This is a genomic window from Pseudomonas sp. PsB (assembly GCF_043658375.1).
Lineage (GTDB): Bacteria > Pseudomonadota > Gammaproteobacteria > Pseudomonadales > Pseudomonadaceae > Aquipseudomonas > Aquipseudomonas putida_Z.
This window is the reverse complement of sequence record NZ_JBIGLU010000006.1, coordinates 1-23,549: the sequence shown is the minus strand read 5'-3', so window position 1 is coordinate 23,549 and position 23,549 is coordinate 1. Positions and strand designations below refer to the sequence as shown.

Annotated in this window: 20 protein-coding genes and 2 pseudogenes; 14 read left to right on the top strand and 8 right to left on the bottom strand. The window is 63.4% G+C overall.

Annotated elements, in window-relative coordinates:
* Positions 1 to 127: 127 nt before the first annotated feature.
* From ACGLHT_RS10385 to sbcB, 3 genes are all read left to right on the top strand, one after another.
* Positions 128 to 514 (top strand): hypothetical protein, encoded by a 387-nt coding sequence (locus ACGLHT_RS10385; protein ID WP_025340503.1) that lies wholly within the window; start codon positions 128 to 130, stop codon positions 512 to 514.
* Between the two features lie 123 nt (positions 515 to 637).
* Entirely contained in the window at positions 638 to 997 is a 360-nt protein-coding gene (locus ACGLHT_RS10380; RefSeq protein ID WP_085614274.1) for a PilZ domain-containing protein, read from the top strand.
* Between the two features lie 75 nt (positions 998 to 1,072).
* Positions 1,073 to 2,506 (top strand): exodeoxyribonuclease I, encoded by a 1,434-nt coding sequence (gene sbcB / locus ACGLHT_RS10375; protein ID WP_274120379.1) that lies wholly within the window; start codon positions 1,073 to 1,075, stop codon positions 2,504 to 2,506.
* Between the two features lie 85 nt (positions 2,507 to 2,591).
* On the opposite strand, the gene mvaT is transcribed toward sbcB, so the two are convergent.
* Positions 2,592 to 2,969, bottom strand: a complete 378-nt coding sequence (gene mvaT, locus ACGLHT_RS10370; RefSeq protein ID WP_003259590.1) for a histone-like nucleoid-structuring protein MvaT — start codon at positions 2,967 to 2,969, stop codon at positions 2,592 to 2,594.
* Positions 2,970 to 3,252: 283 nt separating this feature from the next.
* On the opposite strand from mvaT, the gene purU reads away from it, so the two are divergent.
* Positions 3,253 to 4,104: a formyltetrahydrofolate deformylase gene (purU, locus tag ACGLHT_RS10365; RefSeq protein ID WP_023662871.1), complete on the top strand. Its 852-nt coding sequence runs from the start codon at positions 3,253 to 3,255 to the stop codon at positions 4,102 to 4,104.
* A gap of 308 nt (positions 4,105 to 4,412) precedes the next feature.
* Here the strand turns inward: purU and ACGLHT_RS10360 are convergent, their stop codons facing one another.
* The 5 genes and pseudogenes from ACGLHT_RS10360 to ACGLHT_RS10340 all read right to left on the bottom strand — a co-directional run.
* Positions 4,413 to 5,405 (bottom strand): lysylphosphatidylglycerol synthase transmembrane domain-containing protein, encoded by a 993-nt coding sequence (locus tag ACGLHT_RS10360; protein ID WP_061551882.1) that lies wholly within the window; start codon positions 5,403 to 5,405, stop codon positions 4,413 to 4,415.
* Positions 5,402 to 6,166 (bottom strand): DUF2334 domain-containing protein, encoded by a 765-nt coding sequence (locus tag ACGLHT_RS10355; RefSeq protein ID WP_274120380.1) that lies wholly within the window; start codon positions 6,164 to 6,166, stop codon positions 5,402 to 5,404. Before ACGLHT_RS10355 ends, ACGLHT_RS10360 begins: the two co-directional genes overlap by 4 nt.
* Positions 6,159 to 7,280 (bottom strand): glycosyltransferase family 1 protein, encoded by a 1,122-nt coding sequence (locus tag ACGLHT_RS10350; RefSeq protein WP_196178600.1) that lies wholly within the window; start codon positions 7,278 to 7,280, stop codon positions 6,159 to 6,161. Before ACGLHT_RS10350 ends, ACGLHT_RS10355 begins: the two co-directional genes overlap by 8 nt.
* A gap of 243 nt (positions 7,281 to 7,523) precedes the next feature.
* Positions 7,524 to 8,120 (bottom strand): annotated as a pseudogene (locus ACGLHT_RS10345) (methyl-accepting chemotaxis protein); the annotation flags it as partial.
* Between the two features lie 261 nt (positions 8,121 to 8,381).
* A pseudogene (locus tag ACGLHT_RS10340) lies at positions 8,382 to 9,398 on the bottom strand (cache domain-containing protein); the annotation flags it as partial.
* Positions 9,399 to 9,568: 170 nt separating this feature from the next.
* Here ACGLHT_RS10340 and ACGLHT_RS10335 point away from each other — a divergent pair.
* A complete protein-coding gene (locus ACGLHT_RS10335) occupies positions 9,569 to 11,044 on the top strand; it encodes a helicase HerA-like domain-containing protein (RefSeq protein ID WP_025340496.1) in 1,476 nt (491 codons plus the stop codon).
* Positions 11,045 to 11,200: 156 nt separating this feature from the next.
* Here the strand turns inward: ACGLHT_RS10335 and ACGLHT_RS10330 are convergent, their stop codons facing one another.
* Together ACGLHT_RS10330 and ACGLHT_RS10325 are read right to left on the bottom strand one after the other, a co-directional pair.
* Positions 11,201 to 12,673, bottom strand: coding sequence for an inorganic phosphate transporter (locus ACGLHT_RS10330; RefSeq protein ID WP_025340495.1), 1,473 nt, complete (start codon positions 12,671 to 12,673; stop codon positions 11,201 to 11,203).
* Between the two features lie 312 nt (positions 12,674 to 12,985).
* Complete coding sequence (locus ACGLHT_RS10325; protein WP_003259583.1) at positions 12,986 to 13,186, bottom strand: hypothetical protein; 201 nt, start codon at positions 13,184 to 13,186, stop codon at positions 12,986 to 12,988.
* Between the two features lie 489 nt (positions 13,187 to 13,675).
* Here ACGLHT_RS10325 and pcaR point away from each other — a divergent pair, with 489 nt between their 5' ends.
* From pcaR to pcaC, 9 genes are all read left to right on the top strand, one after another.
* A complete protein-coding gene (gene pcaR / locus ACGLHT_RS10320; protein ID WP_025340494.1) occupies positions 13,676 to 14,566 on the top strand; it encodes a pca regulon transcriptional regulator PcaR in 891 nt (296 codons plus the stop codon).
* A 434-nt stretch (positions 14,567 to 15,000) separates the two neighbouring features.
* Positions 15,001 to 16,347 (top strand): MFS transporter, encoded by a 1,347-nt coding sequence (locus ACGLHT_RS10315; protein ID WP_025340493.1) that lies wholly within the window; start codon positions 15,001 to 15,003, stop codon positions 16,345 to 16,347.
* Between the two features lie 226 nt (positions 16,348 to 16,573).
* A complete protein-coding gene (locus ACGLHT_RS10310; protein WP_015271654.1) occupies positions 16,574 to 17,434 on the top strand; it encodes a CoA transferase subunit A in 861 nt (286 codons plus the stop codon).
* Positions 17,431 to 18,210 carry a CoA-transferase subunit beta gene (locus tag ACGLHT_RS10305; RefSeq protein ID WP_015271653.1) on the top strand — a complete coding sequence of 260 codons (780 nt, stop codon included), beginning with the start codon at positions 17,431 to 17,433 and terminating at the stop codon, positions 18,208 to 18,210. The genes ACGLHT_RS10310 and ACGLHT_RS10305 overlap by 4 nt, the downstream gene beginning before the upstream one ends.
* Positions 18,207 to 19,412, top strand: a complete 1,206-nt coding sequence (pcaF, locus tag ACGLHT_RS10300; RefSeq protein ID WP_170978873.1) for a 3-oxoadipyl-CoA thiolase — start codon at positions 18,207 to 18,209, stop codon at positions 19,410 to 19,412. Before ACGLHT_RS10305 ends, pcaF begins: the two co-directional genes overlap by 4 nt.
* A 185-nt stretch (positions 19,413 to 19,597) precedes the next feature.
* Positions 19,598 to 20,887 carry an MFS family transporter gene (locus ACGLHT_RS10295; protein WP_025340491.1) on the top strand — a complete coding sequence of 430 codons (1,290 nt, stop codon included), beginning with the start codon at positions 19,598 to 19,600 and terminating at the stop codon, positions 20,885 to 20,887.
* A 9-nt stretch (positions 20,888 to 20,896) separates the two neighbouring features.
* Positions 20,897 to 22,249 (top strand): 3-carboxy-cis,cis-muconate cycloisomerase, encoded by a 1,353-nt coding sequence (locus tag ACGLHT_RS10290; RefSeq protein WP_025340490.1) that lies wholly within the window; start codon positions 20,897 to 20,899, stop codon positions 22,247 to 22,249.
* Positions 22,250 to 22,260: 11 nt separating this feature from the next.
* Entirely contained in the window at positions 22,261 to 23,052 is a 792-nt protein-coding gene (pcaD, locus tag ACGLHT_RS10285; protein ID WP_015271650.1) for a 3-oxoadipate enol-lactonase, read from the top strand.
* Positions 23,053 to 23,063: 11 nt separating this feature from the next.
* Positions 23,064 to 23,456 (top strand): 4-carboxymuconolactone decarboxylase, encoded by a 393-nt coding sequence (gene pcaC / locus ACGLHT_RS10280; RefSeq protein WP_013974040.1) that lies wholly within the window; start codon positions 23,064 to 23,066, stop codon positions 23,454 to 23,456.
* The last annotated feature ends 93 nt before the right edge of the window (positions 23,457 to 23,549 follow it).

Sequence of the window (23,549 nt, the reverse complement as noted above, 5' to 3'; positions counted from 1 at the left end):
TAGTCATTGTTCCGTTGCACTACCTGCGACCAAGGCAGGGTGGCATTTGAACGGGCAGGGTATCCTTGCAAAAGGGTGTGAAGATTTGCCGGCAAAGGCCGATACACTGGCATCAAAGGAGACCCCCATGCGAGCCCTGATCGTTTTAGCCCTGGCGGCCAGCGCCGTCGGCTGCACCCGCTGGTCCATGGACCACCACCTGAACAATGCCTACCGCGCCTACGACCGTGGCGATTGCGCACGGGTCATGCTCGAGCTGTCGCAGGTCGACCGCACCAGCCGTGCGCGACCGTTCATCCACCCCGAGGTGTCGCTGCTGCGCGGCCAGTGCCTGGAGCGCCAGGCCTTGTACGTGGATGCGGCGCAGACCTACCAGTACCTGATTCAGCAGTACCCGGGCAATGAATACGCCTATCGCGCCCAGGCACGCCTGCAGACCCTGGAGAAACTCGGCCATTTGCGCGGCGCCGAAGCCGCCGTGGCAAACCCGGTGACCGCCGCACCTTGGCGTTAACACCAAGGTGTGATTTATTTCACGGGATTTGCCGCGCGTGCTGCGCTAATCTGTAACTCAGCTGTTACAACAACCGCCAGTTCCACGTATTCCTGGCATCGGATACGGACTGCACTTGCGATCATGTTCAACAAGCGCCACATCGAACGCCATCAGCTGCCTTGTGTTCTCAAGGTGTTCAACCGCATTACCGGCCAGGCCATCGGCCAGCTGGGCAACGCCTCCGAAGACGGGCTGATGCTGATAAGCCAGCTACCTGTGCTGGTCGGGCCCGACTACGATCTGCAATTACGCCTGCCGCTGGTTGGTGGCGGGCATCAATTCGTCAACCTTACCGCCAGCTGCCTGTGGTGCCGCGAAGACCAGACGCCCGGGCACTACGATTCGGGCTTCATGCTGCTGCAGGCGCCCCGCGAGTACGACGAATTCGTCCGCTCGTTGCGCGACTATTTCAGTTTCCACCCCGCCAACGCCTCTGCCTGAGCCTCGGGCCCAGGCTCGCTGGAGTCGCGCCAGAATCGCGCTAGAATCGGGTCGACCTCGATACAGGACGACCCCGTGACCTCCAGCATTTTCTGGCACGACTACGAAACCACCGGCATCAACCCGCGCTGCGACCGGCCACTGCAGGTGGCCGGCGTGCGCACCGACTTCGACCTCAACGAAATCGACGAGCCGATCAGCCTTTATTGCCGGCCCTCCGACGATATCCTGCCGCACCCGGCCGCCTGCCTGGTGACCGGCATCACCCCGCAACTGCTGGCCGAGCAGGGCCTGTGCGAAGCCGAGTTCATGACCCGGGTGCATGCGCAGCTGGCGCACCCTGGTACCTGTGGCGCCGGCTACAACACCCTGCGCTTCGACGACGAAGTGACCCGCTACAGTCTGTACCGCAACTTTTTTGACCCTTATGCCCGAGAGTGGCAGGGTGGCAACAGCCGCTGGGACCTGATCGACATCGTACGCACGGCCTATGCATTGCGCCCGGACGGCATCGAGTGGCCGCAGCAGGACGGGCGCACCAGCCTGCGCCTGGAGCTGCTGAGCAAGGCCAATGGCATCGACCATGGGCATGCCCACGAAGCGCTTTCCGACGTGCGGGCAACCATCGCCCTGGCCCGCCTGATCCGGCAGAAACAACCCAAGTTGTATGACTGGCTGTTCCAGTTGCGCGGCAAGCATAAAGTGATGGAGCAGATCCGTTTGTTGCAGCCACTGGTGCATATATCCGGGCGCTTCTCGGCGGCACGCAATTACCTTGGTGTCGTATTGCCACTGGCCTGGCACCCGCGTAATCGCAATGCACTGATTGTGTGCGACCTGCATCAGGAAACCCTACCGTTACTACGGGAAAGTGCTGAAGTTCTACGCCAGCGTTTGTATACCCGCCATGAAGAACTGGCCGAAGGCGAATTACCCGTGCCGCTCAAACTGGTGCAGATCAATCGCTGCCCGGTACTGGCGCCACTTTCGGTATTGCGCCCGGCTGATCAACAACGGTTGGGCCTGGACTTGACGTTGTTACAATTGCGCGGCGAAGAATTGGCCAAGCAACAGGCGCAATGGCAAGACAAGCTGGAACACATCTACGGCAAGGAAGACTTCACCCCGAGTGAAGACCCGGAACAACAGTTGTATGACGGTTTTCTGGGGGACCGTGACCGCCGCTTATGTGAGCAAGTTCGTGCACTGGAACCGGCGCAGTTGGGCCTTGGGCAGTGGATGTTCGATGACTTGCGCCTGCCTGAACTGTTGTTCCGCTATCGGGCGCGCAACTTCCCCGAGACCCTGACCGGCGAAGAGCGGCAACGCTGGTTCAGCTTCTGCCAGCAGCGCCTGAGCGACCCGCATTGGGGCGCGCCGAATACGCTGGGCGACTTCGAACAGGCGCGGCAGCAGGCCTGGGAGGGCGCCGACGAGGCGGGGCGGCGTGTGCTGGACGCGTGGCAGGTACATGCCCGGCAATTGCAGGCACAGTTTGCAATTGGCTGAGCGCTGACACAAAACGCGGACAAACAAAAACGCCGGCAATATGCCGGCGTTCTTGTTGCGATAAGCAGCAGGCGTGTGCGGACAATCAGTCCAGCAGGGTCGCCCAGCTTTCAACCACATCGCCACCCCACTTGGCTTTCCATTCTTTCAGGGTCTTGTGGTTGCCGCCTTTGGTTTCGATCACTTCATTGTTGTGCGGGTTCTTGTATTGCTTGACCTTGCGCGCACGCTTGGTGGCGGTAGTCTTGACCGCACCACGAGGTGCCTTGCTCAGTTTCGACTCTGGGTCGAGCAGGGCAATCACGTCGCGCAGCGACTTGGAGTACTCGCCCATCAGTGTGCGCAGTTTGCCTTCGAACTCCAGTTCTTTCTTCAGCTTGTCATCCTGCGACAGGTTGGCCAGGCGGGCCTGAAGTTCCTTGATGGCTTCTTCGGTAGCGCGGTACTCGTTGATCAGGGACATGGAGTGTTCCTTAATGCGTGTTCAGAAATGTGTGGGGCAATAATAGACAGGCAATACTCGCAAGTAAACATATTGTTGGGCAATTAACTGTTAACTAAGCTGTGACAACCGTTTTCTATGTGAACAAAAATTTACAATTAACCCTGCATTTCGTCATGTCTGTCAGAGAATGCTGGCAGGGCATTTCGTCAGGAACACAGGCCACGGCCGCTGCGATCAATACTGCGTTTTTGCTGGCGGGCCGCTAGAATGAGCGCCTTTGCGAAGTTCTGGAGTCTCATTCATGCGCACCTATCGTCTGGTGATCGCCTGCCCCGACCGTGTTGGCATCGTGGCGAAAGTCAGTAATTTCCTGGCCTTGTACAATGGCTGGATCAACGAAGCCAGCCACCACTCCGATGAGCAGAGCGGTTGGTTCTTCATGCGCCATGAAATCCGCGCCGAATCGCTGCCATTCGGTATCGAAGCCTTCCGCGAGGCGTTTGCGCCGATCGCCGAAGAGTTCTCCATGACCTGGCGCATTACCGACTCGGCGCAGAAAAAGCGCGTGGTGCTGATGGCCAGCCGCGAGTCGCACTGCCTGGCCGACCTGCTGCACCGCTGGCACACCGATGAACTGGACTGCGAGATCCCTTGCGTGATCTCCAACCACAACGACCTGCGCAGCATGGTCGAGTGGCACGGTATTCCGTTCTTCCATGTACCGGTCGACCCCAAGGACAAGGCCCCGGCCTTTGCCGAAGTGTCGCGCCTGGTGCAGGAGCACGCCGCCGATGTGGTGGTGCTGGCCCGCTACATGCAGATCCTGCCGCCGCAACTGTGCCAGGACTATGCTGAAAAGGTGATCAACATCCACCACAGCTTCCTGCCGTCGTTCGTCGGCGCCAAGCCGTATCACCAGGCCGCCCTGCGTGGTGTGAAGCTGATCGGCGCGACCTGCCACTACGTCACCGAAGAACTGGACGCCGGCCCGATCATCGAGCAGGACGTGGTGCGTGTCAGCCATGCCGACAGCATCGACGACATGGTCCGTTTTGGCCGTGATGTGGAGAAGATGGTGCTGGCCCGTGGCCTGCGTTATCACCTGGAAGACCGGGTGCTGGTGCATGGCAACAAGACTGTGGTGTTTGACTGATACAGACTGGTTGCCTGTGAGGTTCTGGGGCTGCTTTGCAGCCCATCGCGACACAAGGCCGCTCCTACAAGGGATCGCGTACCGGCACTGCGTCGCGTAACTCCTGTAGGAGCGGCCTTGTGTCGCGAAAGGGGCGCGAAGCGCCCCCAGCAATCTGAGGGATAAGCCGATGGCCAAGCAGCGCAACCAACCCACCGCCTCACCCCCACCCACACTCGGTGAAGGCTGCCTGGCCCGCTACGACCCCGAAGCCCTGGCCGACACCGATGGCACCGATTTCCCCGGCGCCGCCGAACTTTGGCAGCAGCTCAACCCGCCTGACGCCGCCAACGCTCCAGCAGCGGGCGCGCCAGCAGGCACACAAACACCGGCCCACCCGCCAGCAGATAAAAGTAGTAAGTGACCGCCCGCCATATCAGGATCGCCGCAGCCGCGGTCGAACTGCCCACCAGTGGCGTTAGCAAGCTGGCCGAGGTCAGCTCGGCGGCACCTGCACCGCCAGGCAGCAGGCTGAACTGGCCGGCACTGAGCGAGAGCATCTGCACCAAAAAGCTGGGGATCCACGCCAGGTCTACCCCCAACCCCCTCAATACCAGATACAACACGCTGTAGCGCAGGCCCCAGTGGGCGCAGGTCAGGGTGAACACCAGGGTCAGCGTGCGCTTGGGCAGGCGCCAGGTCTGCGCCAGTGCATCGATGAAGCGCAGCAGCTTGCGCGCCCAGCGCCGCTTGCGCTGGCGGCTCATGCCCAGGCGGCGCAGCAACCTGCCGTTCACGCGCATCACCGTGCGCCGGTAGCGCAGCAGGCCGATCACCCCGGCCAGTGCCGTGCACAGCAGCAACGCGCTGCCCAGCAACATGCTTTCCTGGCTGCGGCCCAGGCTGTGGAACAGTGCATAGCCGGCAATCGCCAGCATCGCGCAGAAAAAGAACACCAGGTCGTTCAGCTGGTCCATGGCAAACACCGCGCCGCTGCGCGCCGGGCCGATCCGGTCGCGTGCCAGCAGGGCCATCAGAGTCAAGGGGCCGCCGCTGCCGCCGGGGGTGGTACAGATGGCGAACTCGGTAGCCATCACCACACCCAGGCTGCGCAGGCGCCCAAGCCTTGCTCCTTGCTGGCCGAGCAACAGGCGCAAGCGGATGGCGTTGATGACCCAGCACAGCAGGATCATGCCCAGCAGGGTCAGCATCAGGCTGGGGGCGAAGCGCTGCAGCCTCGGTAGCAGCTCGCTGCCACCGAGCAGGGCCGGCACCAGCACGGCACCGAGCAGTGCCAGGGCCAGCCAGGCCAGGCGGTTCATGCGTTGGCCTGGCGGTCGAGCCAGGTGGACTTGGTCAGGGGCTCGCGGCCCTGTGCCAGTAGCGTGTGCAAGGTGTTCAGCCAATAGTCGCGGGACGCGCGATGGCGCATGTCCACCGGGTGCAGGCCCAGGCGCAGGGTCTGGGCGTCACGCCAGCGCCGGCATTGCCAGTCGCACAGCACCCGTGACAGGCCGCGACGCCAGGCGCTGCGGGCACTCCAGACCAGCCCCGGAGCCTTGATCGCGGTGAAGTCTGGTAAATGGTACAAGTGCTGTGGCGTGCTGGTGTAGCGCAGCGGCAGGCGGCGCAGTGCCTGGCGGGTGCCTTCGCTCATCAACCAGGCAGGCGCGACGAAGCCGGCCACCGGCCAGCCCTGCTGGGCGAACAGGGCCAGGCCGTGCTCCAGGCGTTGCAGGGCCTGCTGCTGGTCCAGGGCGTAGAACTCGCCTTCGTGGGTATAGATGCGGCGCATGAAGTATTCGCCGGGCGTGCGTGGTGGCGGGCCGTTGTCGGCATGGTAGAAGCCGTGCAGGGCAAGCTCGTCGCCCTGGGCCAGGCGCCGTTCGAGCAAGCGGCAGAAGATGGGCGAGCGCTGCAGCGGGTTGCGGTGGTGAAAGTCCGGCACCACCAGCCAGGTCATGGGGATGCCGCCGATGGCGTCGACGGCCTGGACGAAGGGTTGATAGTCGGGCCAGGTCTCGGGCGCGACATCGTGCAGCACCAGCATCAGGCTGCGCGCAGTCGGCAGTGGCTCAGCCATGGGCACGGACCTGCGGCTGGTGGCCAAGCACGGCCTGGTAGTGCTGCAGCAGGCCGGCGACCACGTGGTCCCACGAATACTGCTGCTCGGCATGGCGACGGGCCTGAGCCCCGAGCTTGCGCACGCCGGCCTCGAACGCCTCCTGCACGGCGGTCGCCATGGCCTGGCTATCGTTGGGGCGGCACAGGCGCCCGCACTGTTCGTTGACGATTTCGCCGAAAGCACCGGCGCGCACGGCCACCACCGGCGTGGCGCTGGCCATCGCTTCGAGAATGACCAGGCCGAAGGTTTCCTGGTCGCCGGCGTGCACCAGCAGGTCGGCGCTGGCCATCAGCCGGGCGACTTCCGGAGCCGGGCAGAAGTGATCGATGACACTGACGTTCTGCGGCACGTTGGCCGGCATGTTCGAACCCACCAGCAGCAAGTGGTAGGGGTGGCCCAGGTGCTGCATGCACTCGAGCAGCACCGGCAGGTTCTTTTCCCGCGAGCCACGGCCGGCGTAGATCAGCAGGCGACTGGTGTCGGCAATGCCCAGTTCGGCACGCAGCTGCGGGTCGCGCTGGCTGGGGTGGAAGGTGGCCAGGTCGACGCCCAGGCGCTGCACGTGCACATCGCGCACCCCCAGGCGGCGCAACTTGTCGGCCATGACCTGGCTGGGGGCCAGGACCCGGTCGAAATTGCCGTACAGCTTGCTGACATAGGCCTCTACATTGGGGGTGAACCAGTTGCCCATGCGGTTGCTGACCAGCAGCGGCAGGTCGGAATGGTAGAAGCCGATCACCGGCACATCGAGCTTGCGCCGCGCTTCCAGCGCAGCCCAGGCGGTCAGGTAGGGGTCGCCGACTTCGATCAGATCGGGCTTGAGCCTGCGCAGTACATTGCACCAGGGGGCCAGGCGTACCGGGAAGCGGTAGCCATTGCCGAACGGCAGCGGCGGTGCGGGCACCTGGTAGATGCCATCGGCGTGCTGGGCGCTGGCACCGGGTATCAGCAAGCTGTGGCGGACGCCCTGGATGGCGTCGAGGCGGTGGTGTTTGGCATCAAGATAGGTACGTACGCCGCCGCTGGCGGGGGCGTAGAACATGGTGATGTCGGCGATGTGCACGATCAGCATCCCTCCGGGATCGTCTTCGGGTCTGTCATCCGGCGCTAACGGGCCGGCGATGACGCGCCTAAAGGTTGACCTATCAGAAGGATAGTTTGTTCGATCGGGGTTGGGCGGGGCGGGGGAAGGCGGGGGATCGGTGTGGGCTTCTTCGCGGGCTTGCCCGCTCCCACAGGGATCACCACGCATTCAAGAGCGGCGGAGATCCTGTGGGAGCGGGTTTACCCGCGAAGCAGGCGACGCGGTTTGCGATCAGATACGGAAGCTGCCCACCAGGTGCTTCAGGCGGCCGGCCTGCTGCTCCAGGTCAGAGCAGGCGCGCAGGGTGGCCTGCAGGTTTTCCACGCCTTCCTGGTTGAGCATGTTGATCTCGTTGATGTCCATGTTGATCGCCTCGACCACGGCGGTCTGCTCTTCGGTGGCGGTGGCCACCGACTGGTTCATGCCGTCGATCTCGCCGATGCGCACGGTAACGCTGTCCAGCCGCTCACCGGCCTGGTTGGCGATCTGCATGCTGTCCTGGCTGTGGCGCTGGCTCTGGTCCATGGTCTCGACCGATTCGCGCGCGCCGACCTGCAGTTCTTCGATCATGGTCTGCACCTGTTGCGCCGACTCCTGGGTGCGGTGCGCCAGGTTGCGTACTTCATCGGCGACAACCGCAAAACCACGCCCGGCTTCACCGGCGCGGGCCGCTTCGATGGCCGCGTTCAGCGCCAGCAGGTTGGTCTGCTGGGAAATGCTGGTGATCACCTCGAGGATCTGGCCGATGTTGACGGTCTTGCTGTTCAGCGTCTCGATGTGCGCGCTGGAAGTGACGATCAGGTCGGACAGGCGGTTCATTGCCGCAATGTTGCGTTCCACCACCTGCTGCCCTTCTTCGGCCAGCAACCGCGCCGAACTGGCGTGCTGCGAAGCCTGGGCGGCGTTGCCGGCGATTTCCTGGGCGGCGGCACCCAGTTCGTTGATGGCGGCGGCCACGCTGTTGGTGCGGTTGGACTGTTCGTCGGAGTTGGTCATCGACGAGTTCGAGGCACTGATGACCCGCAGGGCTACTTCGTTGACCTGCTCGGTGGCCGAGGACACTTCGCGGATCGAGCTGTGAATACGCTCGACGAAACGGTTGAAGGCGCTGCCCAGGATGCCGAATTCGTCGTGGTTGTGGATACGCAGGCGCTTGGTCAGGTCGCCTTCACCTTCGGCGATGTCTTCCATGGCGCGGGTCATGGTGTGCAGCGGCTGCATCAGCACACGGATCAGCAGGCCGAGCAGGCCGATGATGATCACCACCGCCACCAGCGTGGCGATCACCGCCGAGGTGCGGAAGGTGCTGAGCATCGAGAAGGCCTTGTCCTTGTCCACCGACAGGCCGATGTACCAGTTGGCCGAAGGCAGGCCGGTGATCGGGGTGAAGGTCAGCAGGCGGGCCTGGCCTTCGCTCTGCACTTCGGTCAGCTCACCGGTCAGTTTCGGCGTGTGCTGCGGGAACAGGTCCGACAGCGACTTCATCACCAGGTCTTTGTCCGGGTGCACCAGGATCTTGCCCTGGTCGTTGACCAGGAAGGCGTAGCCCATGCCGCCGAAGTTCAGTGAGTTGATGATCTGCACCAGGCCGTCCAGGGCCAGGTCGCCACCGACCACGCCGACACTGGCGGAAACCTTGCTGAGGATGCCGATGACCATCTTGTTGGTGGTCATGTCGATGTACGGCTCGGTCAGGGTCGCGCCGGCGGCATTCATGCCGTCCTTGTACCAGGGGCGGGTGCGTGGGTCGTAGCCGTCGGGCATTTTCGAATCAGGGCGCACGCTGAAGCCACCGTCGACCTTGCCCAGGTAGACGGTGAGGAAGCTGGAAACCAGCGCATTCTGGCCCATCAGGGTTTCGGCGTTGGTCGGGTCCTGGGCTATGTTCTGTGCCAGGTTTTCCACCAGCTTGATACGGCCTTCGAACAGGTTGCGGATATTGGTCGAAGTGGAAGCGCCCATTTCAGCCAGATAGTTTTCGAGGTCCTCGCGGATCGCATTACGCTGGAGGTAATCGTTGTAGAGCGTGAAAAGGCTGAAGGCGAGTATCACGATCAGTGACGCTGCCAAAAGAATCTTGTGGCTGAAACGAAGGCTTTTGTTCATGGCGTAATCGGTTCCGCTAAGGTTTCATATCAGGCGTTTGCACGCGTGGAGTCGCAAAGCAGTGCAACATCCCGAAAAAGTCCCTTTTCGGTTGTTCCTCTCTATTAAGGCGAATATCACCCACAGGTATCGGCCGAATTACGGTAAAGCTTGAGCAGAGGATTAAAGAGATGTCGGAAATTTCGACCATCGTTGTAGGTGCTGGCCCGGATGGCCAGCCAGTTGGGCAAGCGATGAGGCTGGCTAACCGCCATGGCCTGGTGGCGGGCGCGACGGGTACTGGCAAGACCGTCACCCTGCAGCATCTGGCGGAAGCGTTCAGTGACGCGGGGGTTGCGGTGTTCGCTGCCGATGTCAAAGGTGACCTGTGCGGCCTGGGCGCTGCTGGTGCACCGCAGGGCAAGGTGGCCGAGCGCATCGCCGGCATGCCCTGGCTGGGGCACAGGCCCCAGGCTTACCCGGTGACCCTGTGGGACATTGCCGGGCAGTCCGGCCACCCGCTGCGCACCACCCTCAGTGAAATGGGGCCGCTGCTGCTGGGCAACCTGCTGGAACTGACCGACAGCCAACAGGCGGCGCTGTACGCGGCGTTCAAGGTGGCCGACCGTGAAGGCCTGCTGCTGCTCGACCTCAAGGACCTCAAGGCGCTGCTCGCGCACCTGAAGGACAACCCGCAATTGCTGGGCGAAGACAGCGCGCTGATGACCACGGCCTCCACTCAGGCGCTGTTGCGCCGGTTGGCGACCCTGGAGCAGCAGGGCGCCGAAGCGTTGTTCGGTGAGCCGGGGCTGCAGCTCGAGGACCTCCTGCGGCCAGACCCGGATGGCCGTGGGCGTATCCACCTGCTGGACGCCAGCCGGTTGGTTCACGATGCCCCCAAGGTGTACGCGACCTTCCTGTTGTGGCTGCTGGCCGAGTTGTTCGAGCAGCTGCCCGAGCGCGGTGATGCCGACAAGCCGGTGCTGGCGTTGTTCTTCGATGAAGCACACTTGTTGTTCAACGATACGCCCAAGGCATTGCAGGATCGCCTGGAGCAGGTGGTGCGGCTGATTCGTTCCAAGGGTGTGGGGGTGTACTTCGTTACCCAGTCGCCGGGGGATTTGCCGGATGCGGTGCTGGCCCAGTTGGGCTTGCGCATTCAGCATGGCTTGCGGGCGTTTACCGCCAAGGAGCAGAAGTCGCTGCGGGCGGTGGCTGATGGCTTCCGCCCCAACCCGGCGTTCGACACCCTGGCGGTGCTGACTGAACTGGGCATTGGCGAGGCACTGGTGGGGACGTTGGAAGAGAAGGGCACGCCTGCGATGGTGCAACGGGTGCTGATTGCACCGCCGCAGTCGCGTATCGGGCCGTTGAGTGCGGCTGAGCGCAGTGCGCTGATTGCCGATTCGCCGCTGGCGGGGCGTTACGACAAGCCGGTGGACCGTGAGTCGGCGTATGAGATGCTGACGCAGCGCAAGGGTGAGCCGGTGGAGCCCGCGCCGCAACCCAAGGCAGATGAAGAAAGCTTTGCCGACAAGGCCGGTGAGTTCTTGCAGAGTGCGGCAGGGCAGGCCATCAAGTCGGCGGTGCGCCAGGCGGCCAACCAGTTGGGGCGGCAGTTGGTGCGTGGGTTGATGGGGTCGTTGCTGGGGGGCAAGAAAAGGTAGTTTGCCTGTACCGGCCCCTTCGCGGGTAAACCCGCTCCCACAGGTTCATCACAGATATCAAGAGCTGTGCATTACCTGTGGGAGCGGGTTTACCCGCGAAGAGGCCGGTACAGAAAAAAGGCGACCCGAAGGCCGCCTCTTTCAGAACCGTATCACTCAGCCAATGGCTTTGGACGCCAGCCAGAACAGGCCGGCCGCCAGACCCATCGACGCAGGCAGGGTCAGTACCCAGGCCAGCAGGATGGTCTTCACGGTGCCGCCTTGCAGGCCGCTCTTGTTGGCGACCATGGTGCCGGCCACACCGGACGACAGCACGTGGGTGGTCGATACCGGCAGGGCGAAGATGTTGGCCATGCCGATGGCGCAAGCCGCGGTGATCTGCGCCGACATGCCCTGGGCATAGGTCATGCCCTGCTTGCCGATCTTCTCGCCAACGGTCAGTACCACACGCTTCCAGCCGACCATGGTACCCAGGCCCAGGGCCAGGGCGACGGCCACGATCACCCAGAACGGGGCGTACTCGGTGGTGGCAGTCAGGTCTTTGCGCAGTTTTTCCAGGTCGGCCTTTTCACGGGCTTCCAGGCCTGGCAGCTTGCCGACCTTCTTCGCCGTGTCGTCCAGGCACAGCAGGTAGCGGCGCACTTCGACACGCTTGTCGGCACTCAGGCTGTGGTAGTCGGTCACGCCCTGCAGCGAGGACTGCAGCGCGGCAATGGTCGGCTCGGTCTGCTGCGGGTTGCAGCTGAACTGCTCCGGCAGGTCGCTGGCCTTGGCCTTGCCCAGTGCCAGGAACTCGCCCAGGGTGGCGGCGTTGCGCTGGTAGAACTGGCTCATGTGCAGGGTGGCGTCGCGGGTACGCTCGATCTGATAGGTGGTGCTGTTCAGGTCGAGGACGAACTTGGCCGGAACGATACCGATCAGCACCAGCATGATCAGGCCGATGCCTTTCTGGCCGTCGTTGGAGCCGTGCACGAAGCTTACGCCCATGGCCGAAACCACCAGTACCAGGCGGTTCCAGAACGGCGGGTGCTTCTTGTCGTCGAGCTTGCGGCGCTGCTCGGGGGTCTTGTGCATCTTCGACAGCGGGCGCCACCACTTCAGGCCGATCAGTACCAGAGCGGCAACGGCGAAGCCGGCCATCGGCGAGACCACCAGCGACATGGCGATGTCGATCGCCTTCTGCCAGTTGACGCCGTCTCCCAGCGGGATGTCGTTGATCAGGGCGTTGGCCAGGCCGACGCCGAGGATGGAGCCGATCAGCGTGTGCGAGCTGGAGGCGGGGATACCGAAGTACCAGGTGCCCAGGTTCCAGGTGATGGCCGCAGCCAGCAGCGAGAAGACCATGGCCAGGCCGTGTCCGGTGTTCACATTGATCAGCAGCTCTACCGGCAGCAGGTGCACGATGGCATAGGCCACCCCGACACCGCCGAGCAGAACGCCAAGGAAGTTGAACACGCCGGAGAAGAACACGGCGAGGTGCGGCGGCATGGCTTTGGTATAGATGACGGTAGCTACCGCGTTGGCGGTGTCATGAAAGCCATTGATGAACTCGAAGGCGAGCACGAAGGTCAAGGCGAGCAGCAGGCTCACCAACACCCAGGCATCCAGTCCGCTGAATAATTCGATCATGAAGGTTGTCTGGCGGTCTTAGGGGGGCGGGATTATGCCAGAAAACCTTGGCAATCGATGCATCCGCGACAGACCGACGGCAATCTTCCTGTCGGGAGCGTGATGTGCACGGAGGGGCGTGCAGGAAGGGAAATGTCCGCTAAAACGCGCAAAACCTGGCGAAAACCGGCAAAAAGCTGGAGAAAAAGCCGCTTCGCTTCTGTTCAAACGGCCGTATGAAATTTGTGTAATTCCATTTCACCTTCGGCCAGACAGTAAAGATCGACCGCGCCCGGGCTGGCCGGGCGACGACGCGCTGGCGTGGTCCCGGGGTCAGGGAGTGTCGCTGCGCAGTTCCTTTTCCATACGTTCCAGTTCCTGGCTGAAGGCCTGGTCGCGCACGCTTGCGCGCTTGCGCCAAGGTTTGCGTTCCGGATCCGGTTGTGCGGCGTAAGTGGTGACTTCGCCACCGTAAACATCCTTGTAACGTTCAGCCTGGCGCTCGAGTTCCGCGCGCAGTTCATCTTTCGTCACAGTAGTACCTGAATTAAGTTTGATGAGTGTTGTTATGCGCTGTGCAGCGTGCACATGCCTTGCTGGCCGCAACGGTTTGATACAGCGGAAGGTTCCATTGCCACGGCATCGTCGAGGCCCGCGCAATCGATTATAGCAACCGATATTTCGCCGAACATCGTTATTTACCCAACCCTGACATCACCAGACGCAAGTAACGCAATGCATCCGACAACAGTTTGGGCCTTTCGTACAAGTTTGAAAGGCAAGACGGACAAAAGTTCGTTGCAATGCAGCAGCGGGCCCGTCGACCGGGAGGGTAATGAAAAACGGCCTCGCCAAAAGGCGAGGCCGTTGCCTGGGGACTTCTACGGTGGGTACCTGACCAGTCTCTCCAAAGAAGCCACAAGTGGCATGAGAAAGGTATAAGTAAAAGTGTCAGCGGTCAATTGCGATTATCGGCCGTTTGTTCGATAATCGCACGAGTGGGCGTTTTTTTTGAGGTGTGCGATGAGTGACGAAACCCTGGCCAACGATTCCGTCAATCCAGAGTCGGGCAACCCGGAGCAGGGGCGATCTGCCTCGGCAGCCCTGGCACCGCCGATCGTGGCTTCCCCGGCAAAGCGCATCCAGGCCTTTACTGGCGACCCGGACTTCATGACCTCCCTGGCGCGAGGCCTGGCTGTGATCCAGGCTTTCCAGGAACGCAAGCGTCACCTGACCATCGCCCAGATCAGCCACCGCACCGAAATCCCCCGTGCGGCGGTACGCCGTTGCCTGCACACGTTGATCAAGCTGGGTTACGCCACCACCGACGGGCGCACCTATTCGCTGTTGCCCAAAGTGCTGACACTGGGGCATGCGTACCTGTCGTCGACGCCGCTGGCGATTTCCGCCCAGCCTTACCTGGACCGCATCAGCGACCAGCTGCACGAGGCGGCCAACATGGCCACGCTCGAAGGTGACGACATTCTTTATATAGCCCGTTCGGCCACCGTGGAGCGGCTGATTTCGGTCGACCTGTCGGTGGGCGGGCGCCTGCCGGCCTATTGCACATCGATGGGGCGTATTCTGTTGGCGGCCATGGACGACACCAGCCTGCGGGAATACCTGGAACGTGCCGACCTGAAGGCGCGTACCAGCCGTACCTTGCATGACCCCGAGTCGCTGTTTGCCTGTATCCAGCAGGTGCGCGCCCAGGGCTGGTGCGTGGTAGACCAGGAGCTGGAGCAGGGGCTGCGTTCGATTGCGGTGCCGGTGTATGACGCCTCGGGGCAGGTGTTGGCGGCGTTGAATGTGAGTACCCATGTCGGGCGGGTGACGCGCAGTGAACTGGAGCAGCGGTTCTTGCCGATCCTGCTGGCGGCCAGCCGGGACCTTTGCCATCAGTTGTTTGGCTGAGCCTGCAGGGGGCCGCTTTGCGGCCCAATCGCGACACAAGGCCGCTCCCACAAGGGCCTCGCATATATCAAATATTGTGCGATACCTGTGGGAGCGGCCTTGTGTCGCGATTGGGACGTACAGCGCCCCCGTTCAAATTTAGAACAGGCAAAACCGTTTCCTGTGCGATAAACGCACAGTGTCGTTCGCGGTCAATTGCGCCACCACCGCCCGCTGATTAATGTCTCTCGCACCGGTCGGCTGTGCCGACCGAACAAGAAAAACATAATAAGAGGCACTTACATGAATACTGTCCCCTCGCTGTCGCGGCCGCACCCGCGCGCAGTACCGTTATATCCAGGCTGACGCCGGCCGCATTCCCTCAAACTATTGTCCTCTGTACCGGTTTATCGCGTGCAGTGGCCTGGCTGTGCCCCTCATTCTGGATAACAACAATGAACCAAGCGCAAACCAACGTCGGCAAAAGCCTCGACGTCCAGTCGTTCATCAATCAGCAGCCGCTGTCCCGCTACCAATGGCGGGTGGTGTTGCTGTGCTTCCTGATCGTCTTCCTCGATGGCCTGGACACCGCCGCCATGGGCTTCATCGCCCCGGCCCTGTCACAGGAGTGGGGGATTGACCGCGCCAGCCTCGGCCCGGTCATGAGTGCTGCATTGATCGGCATGGTTTTCGGTGCCCTCGGCTCCGGCCCGCTGGCGGACCGGTTTGGCCGCAAGGGCGTGCTGGTGGGGGCGGTGCTGGTATTTGGCGGCTTCAGCCTGGCCTCGGCCTATGCCACCAACGTCGACCAGTTGCTGGTGTTGCGCTTCCTGACCGGCCTGGGCCTTGGCGCAGGCATGCCCAACGCCACCACGCTGTTGTCTGAATACACCCCCGAGCGCCTCAAGTCGCTGCTGGTGACCAGCATGTTCTGCGGCTTCAACCTGGGCATGGCCGGTGGTGGTTTCATTTCCGCCAAGATGATCCCGGCTTACGGCTGGCACAGCCTGCTGGTGATCGGTGGCGTGCTGCCGTTGCTGCTGGCGCTGGTGCTGATGGTATGGCTACCGGAGTCGGCGCGGTTCCTGGTGGTGCGCAATCGGGGCACCGACAAGGTGCGCCAGACCTTGTCGCCCATCGCGCCGCAGGTGGTAGCCGAGGCGGGCAGCTTCAGCGTGCCGGAGCAGAAGGCGGTGGCCGCGCGCAACGTGTTCGCGCTGATCTTCTCCGGTACCTACGGCATGGGCACCATGCTGTTGTGGCTGACCTACTTCATGGGCCTGGTGATCGTTTATCTGCTGACCAGCTGGCTGCCAACCTTGATGCGCGACAGCGGCGCGAGCATGGAGCAGGCTGCCTTCATCGGCGCGCTGTTCCAGTTCGGTGGCGTGCTGAGTGCCGTCGGTGTGGGCTGGGCCATGGACCGCTTCAATCCGCACAAGGTGATCGGCATTTTCTACCTGCTGGCCGGGGTGTTCGCCTACGCCGTGGGGCAGAGCCTGGGCAACATCACCGTATTGGCCACCCTGGTGCTGGTTGCCGGCATGTGCGTGAACGGCGCCCAGTCGGCGATGCCTTCGCTGGCGGCGCGCTTCTATCCGACACAGGGCCGCGCCACAGGGGTATCGTGGATGTTGGGTATCGGCCGCTTCGGGGCGATTCTCGGGGCATGGAGTGGCGCGACGCTGCTGGGGCTGGGCTGGAACTTCGAACAGGTGCTGACGGCGTTGCTGGTGCCGGCGGGGCTGGCGACCGTGGGTGTGATCGTGAAAGGGCTGGTGAGCCACGCTGACGCAACCTGAAGTTTGCGGCCCTTCGCAGCACAAGGCTGCTCCTACAGGGAAACGCGATCCCCTGTAGGAGCGGCCTTGTGTCGCGAAAGGGCTGCGCAGCAGCCCCAGAATCAAGATGAGTAGCAGGGCAACAAATGGTTCGATAATCGCACAAATAGTCGATTATCGGATTGTAAGCCACCCACCAGTCTCCTTAATCTGAGCTCACCGAAGCACCCTGACCAGGAGTCTCCAAATGGCTGCAATTCTCCCGCTTCACGAAGCCGTGAAGCAGTTCATCCAGGATGGCGATACCGTCGCCCTCGAAGGTTTCACCCACCTGATCCCGACTGCCGCCGGCCACGAGATCATCCGTCAGGGCAAGCGCGACCTGACCCTGGTGCGCATGACTCCGGACCTGATCTACGACCAGCTGATCGGCGCCGGTTGCGCCAGCAAGCTGATCTTCTCCTGGGGTGGTAACCCGGGTGTCGGTTCGCTGCACCGCCTGCGTGATGCCGTCGAGAAGCAGTGGCCACACGCCATCGAAATCGAAGAACACAGCCACGCCGACCTGGCCAACGCCTATGTCGCCGGTGCTTCTGGCCTGCCGTTCGCCGTGCTGCGTGCCTACGCCGGCTCCGACCTGCCGAAGGTCAACCCACTGATCAAGAGCGTCACCTGCCCGTTCACCGGAGAAGTGCTGGCAGCCGTGCCGTCGGTGCGCCCGGACGTGACCGTGATCCACGCGCAAAAGGCCGACCGTAAAGGCAACGTGCTGCTGTGGGGCATCCTCGGTGTGCAGAAGGAAGCCGCCCTGGCCGCCAAGCGCTGCATCGTCACCGTCGAGGAAATCGTCGACGACCTGCAGGCCCCGATGAACGCCTGCGTGCTGCCGACCTGGGCGCTGAGCGCGGTATGCCTGGTACCTGGTGGTGCGCACCCGTCCTATGCCCACGGCTACTACGAGCGTGACAACCGCTTCTACCAGGCCTGGGACCCGATCGCGCGTAGCCGCGAATCGTTCACCGCCTGGATCGACACCTACATCCGTGGCACTGCCGATTTCAACGAATTCAAGGCCAAGCTGGCCAGCACTGCGGAGGCCGCACAATGAGCTACTCCACTTCCGAAATGATGACCGTCGCCGCAGCCCGTCGCCTGCGCAACGGTGCTGTGTGCTTCGTCGGCATCGGCCTGCCATCCAAGGCTGCCAACCTGGCGCGCCTGACCTCGTCGCCAGACGTGGTGCTGATCTACGAATCCGGCCCGATCGGCGCCAAACCAAGCGTGCTGCCGCTGTCGATCGGCGACGGCGAGCTGGCCGAAACCGCTGACACCGTGGTGCCGACCGGCGAGATCTTCCGCTACTGGCTGCAAGGTGGGCGCATCGACGTCGGCTTCCTCGGCGCCGCCCAGGTCGACCGCTTCGGCAACATCAACACGACTGTGGTCGGTGACTACCACGCCCCGAAAACCCGCCTGCCGGGTGCCGGTGGCGCACCGGAAATCGCCGGTTCCGCCAAGCAGGTGCTGATCATCCTCAAGCAGTCGCCGCGTGCCTTCGTCGACAAGCTGGACTTCATCACCTCGGTTGGCCACGGTGAAGGCGGCGACTCGCGCAAACGCCTTGGCCTGCCAGGCGACGGCCCGGTCGGCATCATCACCGACCTGTGCATCATGGAGCCGGAAGCCGGCACCCATGAATTCGTCGTCACCGCGATCCACCCGGGTGTGACCCGTGAGCAGATCATCGCCGCCACTGGCTGGGCGATCCGCTTTGCCGACGATGTGCAGACCACTGCCGAACCTACCGAAGTCGAGCTGTCCGCCCTGCGTGACCTCGAAGCCCGTACCGCCGCGGCCCATGGCCAGGTGGCAGGAGAAGCCTGATGCGCGACGTATTCATCTGTGACGCCATCCGTACCCCGATCGGCCGCTTCGGCGGCGCCCTGGCCGGCGTGCGGGCCGACGACCTGGCCGCCGTGCCGCTGAAGGCGCTGATCGAGCGCAACCCGAGCGTGCAGTGGGATCAGGTTGACGAAGTGTTCTTCGGTTGCGCCAACCAGGCCGGTGAAGACAACCGCAACGTGGCGCGCATGGCGCTGCTGCTGGCCGGCCTGCCGCAGAGCATCCCGGGCGTTACCCTGAACCGCCTGTGCGCGTCGGGCATGGATGCCATCGGCACTGCCTTCCGCGCCATTGCCAGCGGCGAAATGGAGCTGGCGATTGCCGGCGGCGTCGAGTCGATGTCGCGTGCCCCGTTCGTCATGGGCAAGGCCGAAAGCGGCTATTCGCGCAACATGAAGCTCGAAGACACGACCATCGGCTGGCGTTTCATCAACCCACTGATGAAGAGCCAGTACGGTGTGGATTCCATGCCGGAAACCGCCGACAACGTGGCCGACGATTACCAGGTTTCGCGTGCTGACCAGGACGCCTTCGCCCTGCGCAGCCAGCAGAAGGCAGCTGCCGCCCAGGCCGCCGGTTTCTTCGCCGAAGAAATCGTGCCGGTGCGTATCGCGCACAAGAAGGGCGAGACCATCGTCGAGCATGACGAGCACCTGCGCCCGGAAACCACACTGGAAGCCCTGACCAAGCTCAAGCCGGTCAACGGCCCGGACAAGACCGTGACCGCCGGCAACGCCTCGGGCGTGAACGACGGTGCCGCGGCGTTGATCCTGGCCTCGGCCGAGGCGGTGAAGAAACACGGCCTGACCCCACGTGCCCGGGTACTGGGCATGGCCAGTGCCGGTGTTGCACCGCGGGTGATGGGCATTGGCCCGGTGCCGGCAGTGCGCAAGCTGACCGAGCGCCTGGGTGTGGCGGTGAATGATTTCGATGTGATCGAGCTCAACGAAGCCTTTGCCAGCCAAGGTCTGGCGGTGCTGCGTGAGCTGGGTGTGGCCGACGATGCACCGCAGGTGAACCCCAACGGCGGTGCCATCGCCCTGGGCCACCCGCTGGGCATGAGCGGTGCGCGCCTGGTGCTGACTGCGCTTCACCAGCTGGAGAAGAGCGGTGGGCGTAAAGGCCTGGCGACCATGTGTGTGGGCGTAGGCCAAGGTTTGGCGCTGGCCATCGAGCGGGTTTGACCTGTACCGGCCTCTTCGCGGGTAAACCCGCTCCCACAGGGAACCACGCATCCCCTGTGGGAGCGGGTTTACCCGCGAAGAGGCCGGCACATGCGACTCAAGGCTAATTGCCAGCCAGATAGCGGAACGAGTGTGTTACCAGGTGTGTCTAGAATTACCTGCGACCCTCCAGGAGTAAACTCACCATGACCTCAGCCTATTACACCGGCGAAGAACGCAGCAAACGCATCTTCGCTATCGTTGGTGCCTCTTCAGGCAACCTGGTGGAATGGTTCGACTTCTACGTCTATGCCTTCTGCGCGATCTACTTTGCCCCGGCTTTCTTCCCCTCCGACGACCCCACCGTGCAGTTGTTGAACACGGCAGGCGTGTTCGCCGCGGGCTTTCTGATGCGCCCCATCGGTGGCTGGATCTTCGGCCGCCTCGCTGACCGCCATGGTCGCAAGAATTCCCTGATGATCTCGGTGCTGATGATGTGCTTCGGCTCCCTGATGATCGCCTGCCTGCCCACCTATGCCAGCATCGGCACCTGGGCCCCGGCACTGCTGTTGCTGGCCCGGCTGATCCAGGGCCTGTCGGTAGGCGGCGAATACGGCACCACTGCCACCTACATGAGTGAAGTGGCCCTGCGCGGCCAGCGCGGCTTCTTCGCCTCGTTCCAGTACGTGACCCTGATCGGCGGCCAGTTGCTGGCGGTGCTGGTGGTGGTGATTCTGCAGCAGCTGCTCACTGAAGATGAACTGCGCGCCTGGGGCTGGCGCATTCCGTTCGTGGTCGGCGCCATTGCCGCGCTGATCTCGCTGATGCTGCGCCGCTCGCTGCATGAGACCAGCAGCGCCGAAACCCGCCAGGACAAGGACGCCGGCACCATCAAGGGCCTGTTCCGCAACCACGCGGCGGCTTTCATCACCGTGCTCGGCTATACCGCGGGCGGTTCGCTGATCTTCTACACCTTCACCACCTACATGCAGAAGTACCTGGTCAACACCGCCGGCATGACCGCAAAAAACGCCAGCTACGTGATGACCGGCGCGCTGTTCCTGTTCATGGTGCTGCAGCCGTTCTTCGGCATGCTCTCCGACCGCATCGGCCGGCGTAATTCGATGATGCTGTTCGGCGCCCTGGGTACGCTGTTCACCGTGCCACTGCTGATGGCGCTGAAAACCGTGAGCAGCCCGTTCATGGCCTTCGTGCTGATTACCCTGGCGTTGTGTATCGTCAGTTTCTACACCTCGATCAGCGGCCTGGTGAAGGCCGAGATGTTCCCGCCGCAGGTGCGTGCGCTGGGCGTGGGCCTGGCCTATGCAGTGGCCAACGCGGCGTTCGGCGGTTCGGCCGAATACGTTGCCCTGGGCCTGAAGACCTTGGGCATGGAAAACACTTTCTACTGGTACGTGACAGCGATGATGGCGATTGCCTTCCTGTTCAGCCTGCGCTTGCCGAAGCAGGCCGCGTACCTGCACCACGATGATTAAGGACGTGGCATGACCAACCAACTGTTCGACGCCTACTTCACCGCACCGGCCATGCGCGAGATCTTCTCCGACCGTGGCCGCCTGCAGGGCATGCTCGATTTCGAAGCGGCGCTGGCGCGGGCCGAGGCGGCTGCCGGGCTGGTCCCGCATAGCGCGGTAGCGGCCATCGAGGCGGCGTGCCACGCCGAGCGCTATGACGTTGGCGCGCTGGCCAATGCCATCGCCACTGCTGGCAACTCGGCGATCCCGCTGGTGAAGGCGTTGGGCAAGGTGATTGCCAGTGGCGTGCCCGAAGCCGAGCGCTATGTGCACCTGGGCGCCACCAGCCAGGACGCGATGGACACCGGGCTGGTCCTGCAGCTGCGCGCTGCCCTCGACCTGATCGAAGCCGACCTAGGCAAGCTGGCCGATACCTTGTCGCGCCAGGCCTTGCAGCACGCCGACACGCCGCTGGTGGGGCGCACCTGGCTGCAGCATGCCACCCCGGTGACCCTGGGCATGAAACTGGCCGGTGTGCTGGGCGCCTTGACCCGTCACCGCCAGCGCCTGCAGGAGCTGCGCCCACGCTTGCTGGTGCTGCAGTTCGGCGGCGCCTCGGGCAGCCTGGCGGCTTTGGGCAGCAAGGCGATGCCGGTGGCCGAAGCCCTGGCCGAGCAGCTCAAGCTGACCCTGCCCGAGCAGCCCTGGCACACCCAGCGCGACCGCCTGGTGGAATTTGCCTCGGTGCTGGGCCTGGTCGCCGGTAGCCTGGGCAAGTTCGGCCGTGATGTCAGCCTGCTGATGCAGACCGAGGCGGGGGAACTGTTCGAACCTTCCGCGCCGGGCAAGGGTGGGTCTTCGACCATGCCGCACAAGCGCAACCCTGTGGGCGCCGCGGTGCTGATCGGCGCCGCGACCCGCGTGCCGGGGCTGGTTTCGACGCTGTTCGCCGCCATGCCCCAGGAGCATGAGCGCAGCCTCGGCCTGTGGCATGCCGAATGGGAAACCCTGCCGGACATCTGCTGCCTGGTATCTGGTGCGCTGCGCCAGGCCCAGGTGATTGCCGAGGGCATGGAAGTGGATGCCGCGCGCATGCGCCGTAACCTCGACCTGACCCAGGGCCTGGTGCTGGCCGAAGCGGTGAGCATCGTCCTTGCCCAGCGCCTGGGCCGCGACCACGCCCACCACCTGCTGGAGCAGTGCTGCCAGCGCGCCGTGGCCGAACAGCGCCACCTGCGTACCGTGCTGGGTGAAGAGCCGCAGGTCAGCGCCGAACTGTCCGCCGAAGAACTCGATCGCTTGCTCGACCCTGCCCATTACCTGGGCCAGGCCCGCGTCTGGGTGGCGCGCGCCGTGTCCGAACATCAACGTTTCACTGCCTGAAGGAGACCGCTGTGGCGCACTTGCAACTGGCCGATGGCGTTTTGAATTACCAGATCGATGGCCCGGAAAACGCCCCGGTGCTGGTCCTGTCCAACTCGCTCGGTACCGACCTGGGCATGTGGGACACGCAGATTCCACTGTGGAGCCAGCACTTGCGCGTGCTGCGCTACGACACCCGTGGCCACGGTGGGTCGCTGGTCACTGAAGGCCCTTACAGCATCGAACAGCTGGGCCGTGACGTGCTGGCCCTGCTCGATGGGCTGGATATTGCCAAGGCGCACTTCGTCGGCCTGTCGATGGGTGGCCTGATCGGCCAGTGGCTGGGCATCAATGCCGGCGAGCGCCTGCACAGCCTGACCCTGTGCAATACCGCCGCCAAGATCGCCAACGACGAGGTGTGGAACACCCGTATCGACACCGTGCTCAAGGGCGGCCAGCAGGCCATGGTCGACCTGCGCGATGCCTCCATCGCCCGCTGGTTCACCCCGGGCTTCGCCCAGGCCCAGCCAGCGCAAGCCCAGCGTATCTGCCAGATGCTGGCGCAAACCAGCCCGCAAGGCTACGCCGGCAACTGCGCCGCGGTGCGCGATGCCGACTACCGCGAGCAGTTGGGCCGCATCCAGGTGCCGGCGCTGATCGTTGCCGGTACCGAGGACGTGGTGACCACTCCGGAGCACGGCCGCTTCATGCAGGCCGGTATCGCGGGTGCCGAGTACGTCGACTTCCCGGCGGCGCACCTGTCCAACGTCGAGATCGGCGAGGCGTTCAGCCGCCGCGTGCTCGACTTCCTGCTGGCTCACTGAGGGATACCGCCATGGACGAGAAACAACGTTACGACGCCGGCATGCAGGTACGCCGCGCAGTGCTTGGCGATGCCCACGTGGACCGCAGCCTGGAGAAGCTCAACGACTTCAACGGCGAGTTCCAGGAGATGATCACCCGCCACGCCTGGGGTGACATCTGGACTCGCCCGGGCCTGCCGCGCCATACCCGTAGCCTGATCACCATCGCCATGCTGATTGGCATGAACCGTAACGACGAGCTGAAGCTGCACCTGCGCGCGGCGGCCAACAACGGCGTGACCCGTGACGAGATCAAGGAAGTGCTGATGCAGAGCGCGATCTATTGCGGCATTCCGGCGGCCAATGCCACCTTCCACATGGCTGAGTCGGTGTGGGATGAGCTGGGCGTGGAGTCGCGTACCTGACCACTACGCGGTCCCTTGTAATCGATGGACTCGCCCCCGCCGAGGCATCACAGTGCCACGGTGGCGTTCTAAGAAGCCAACGGCAGCGAGGGC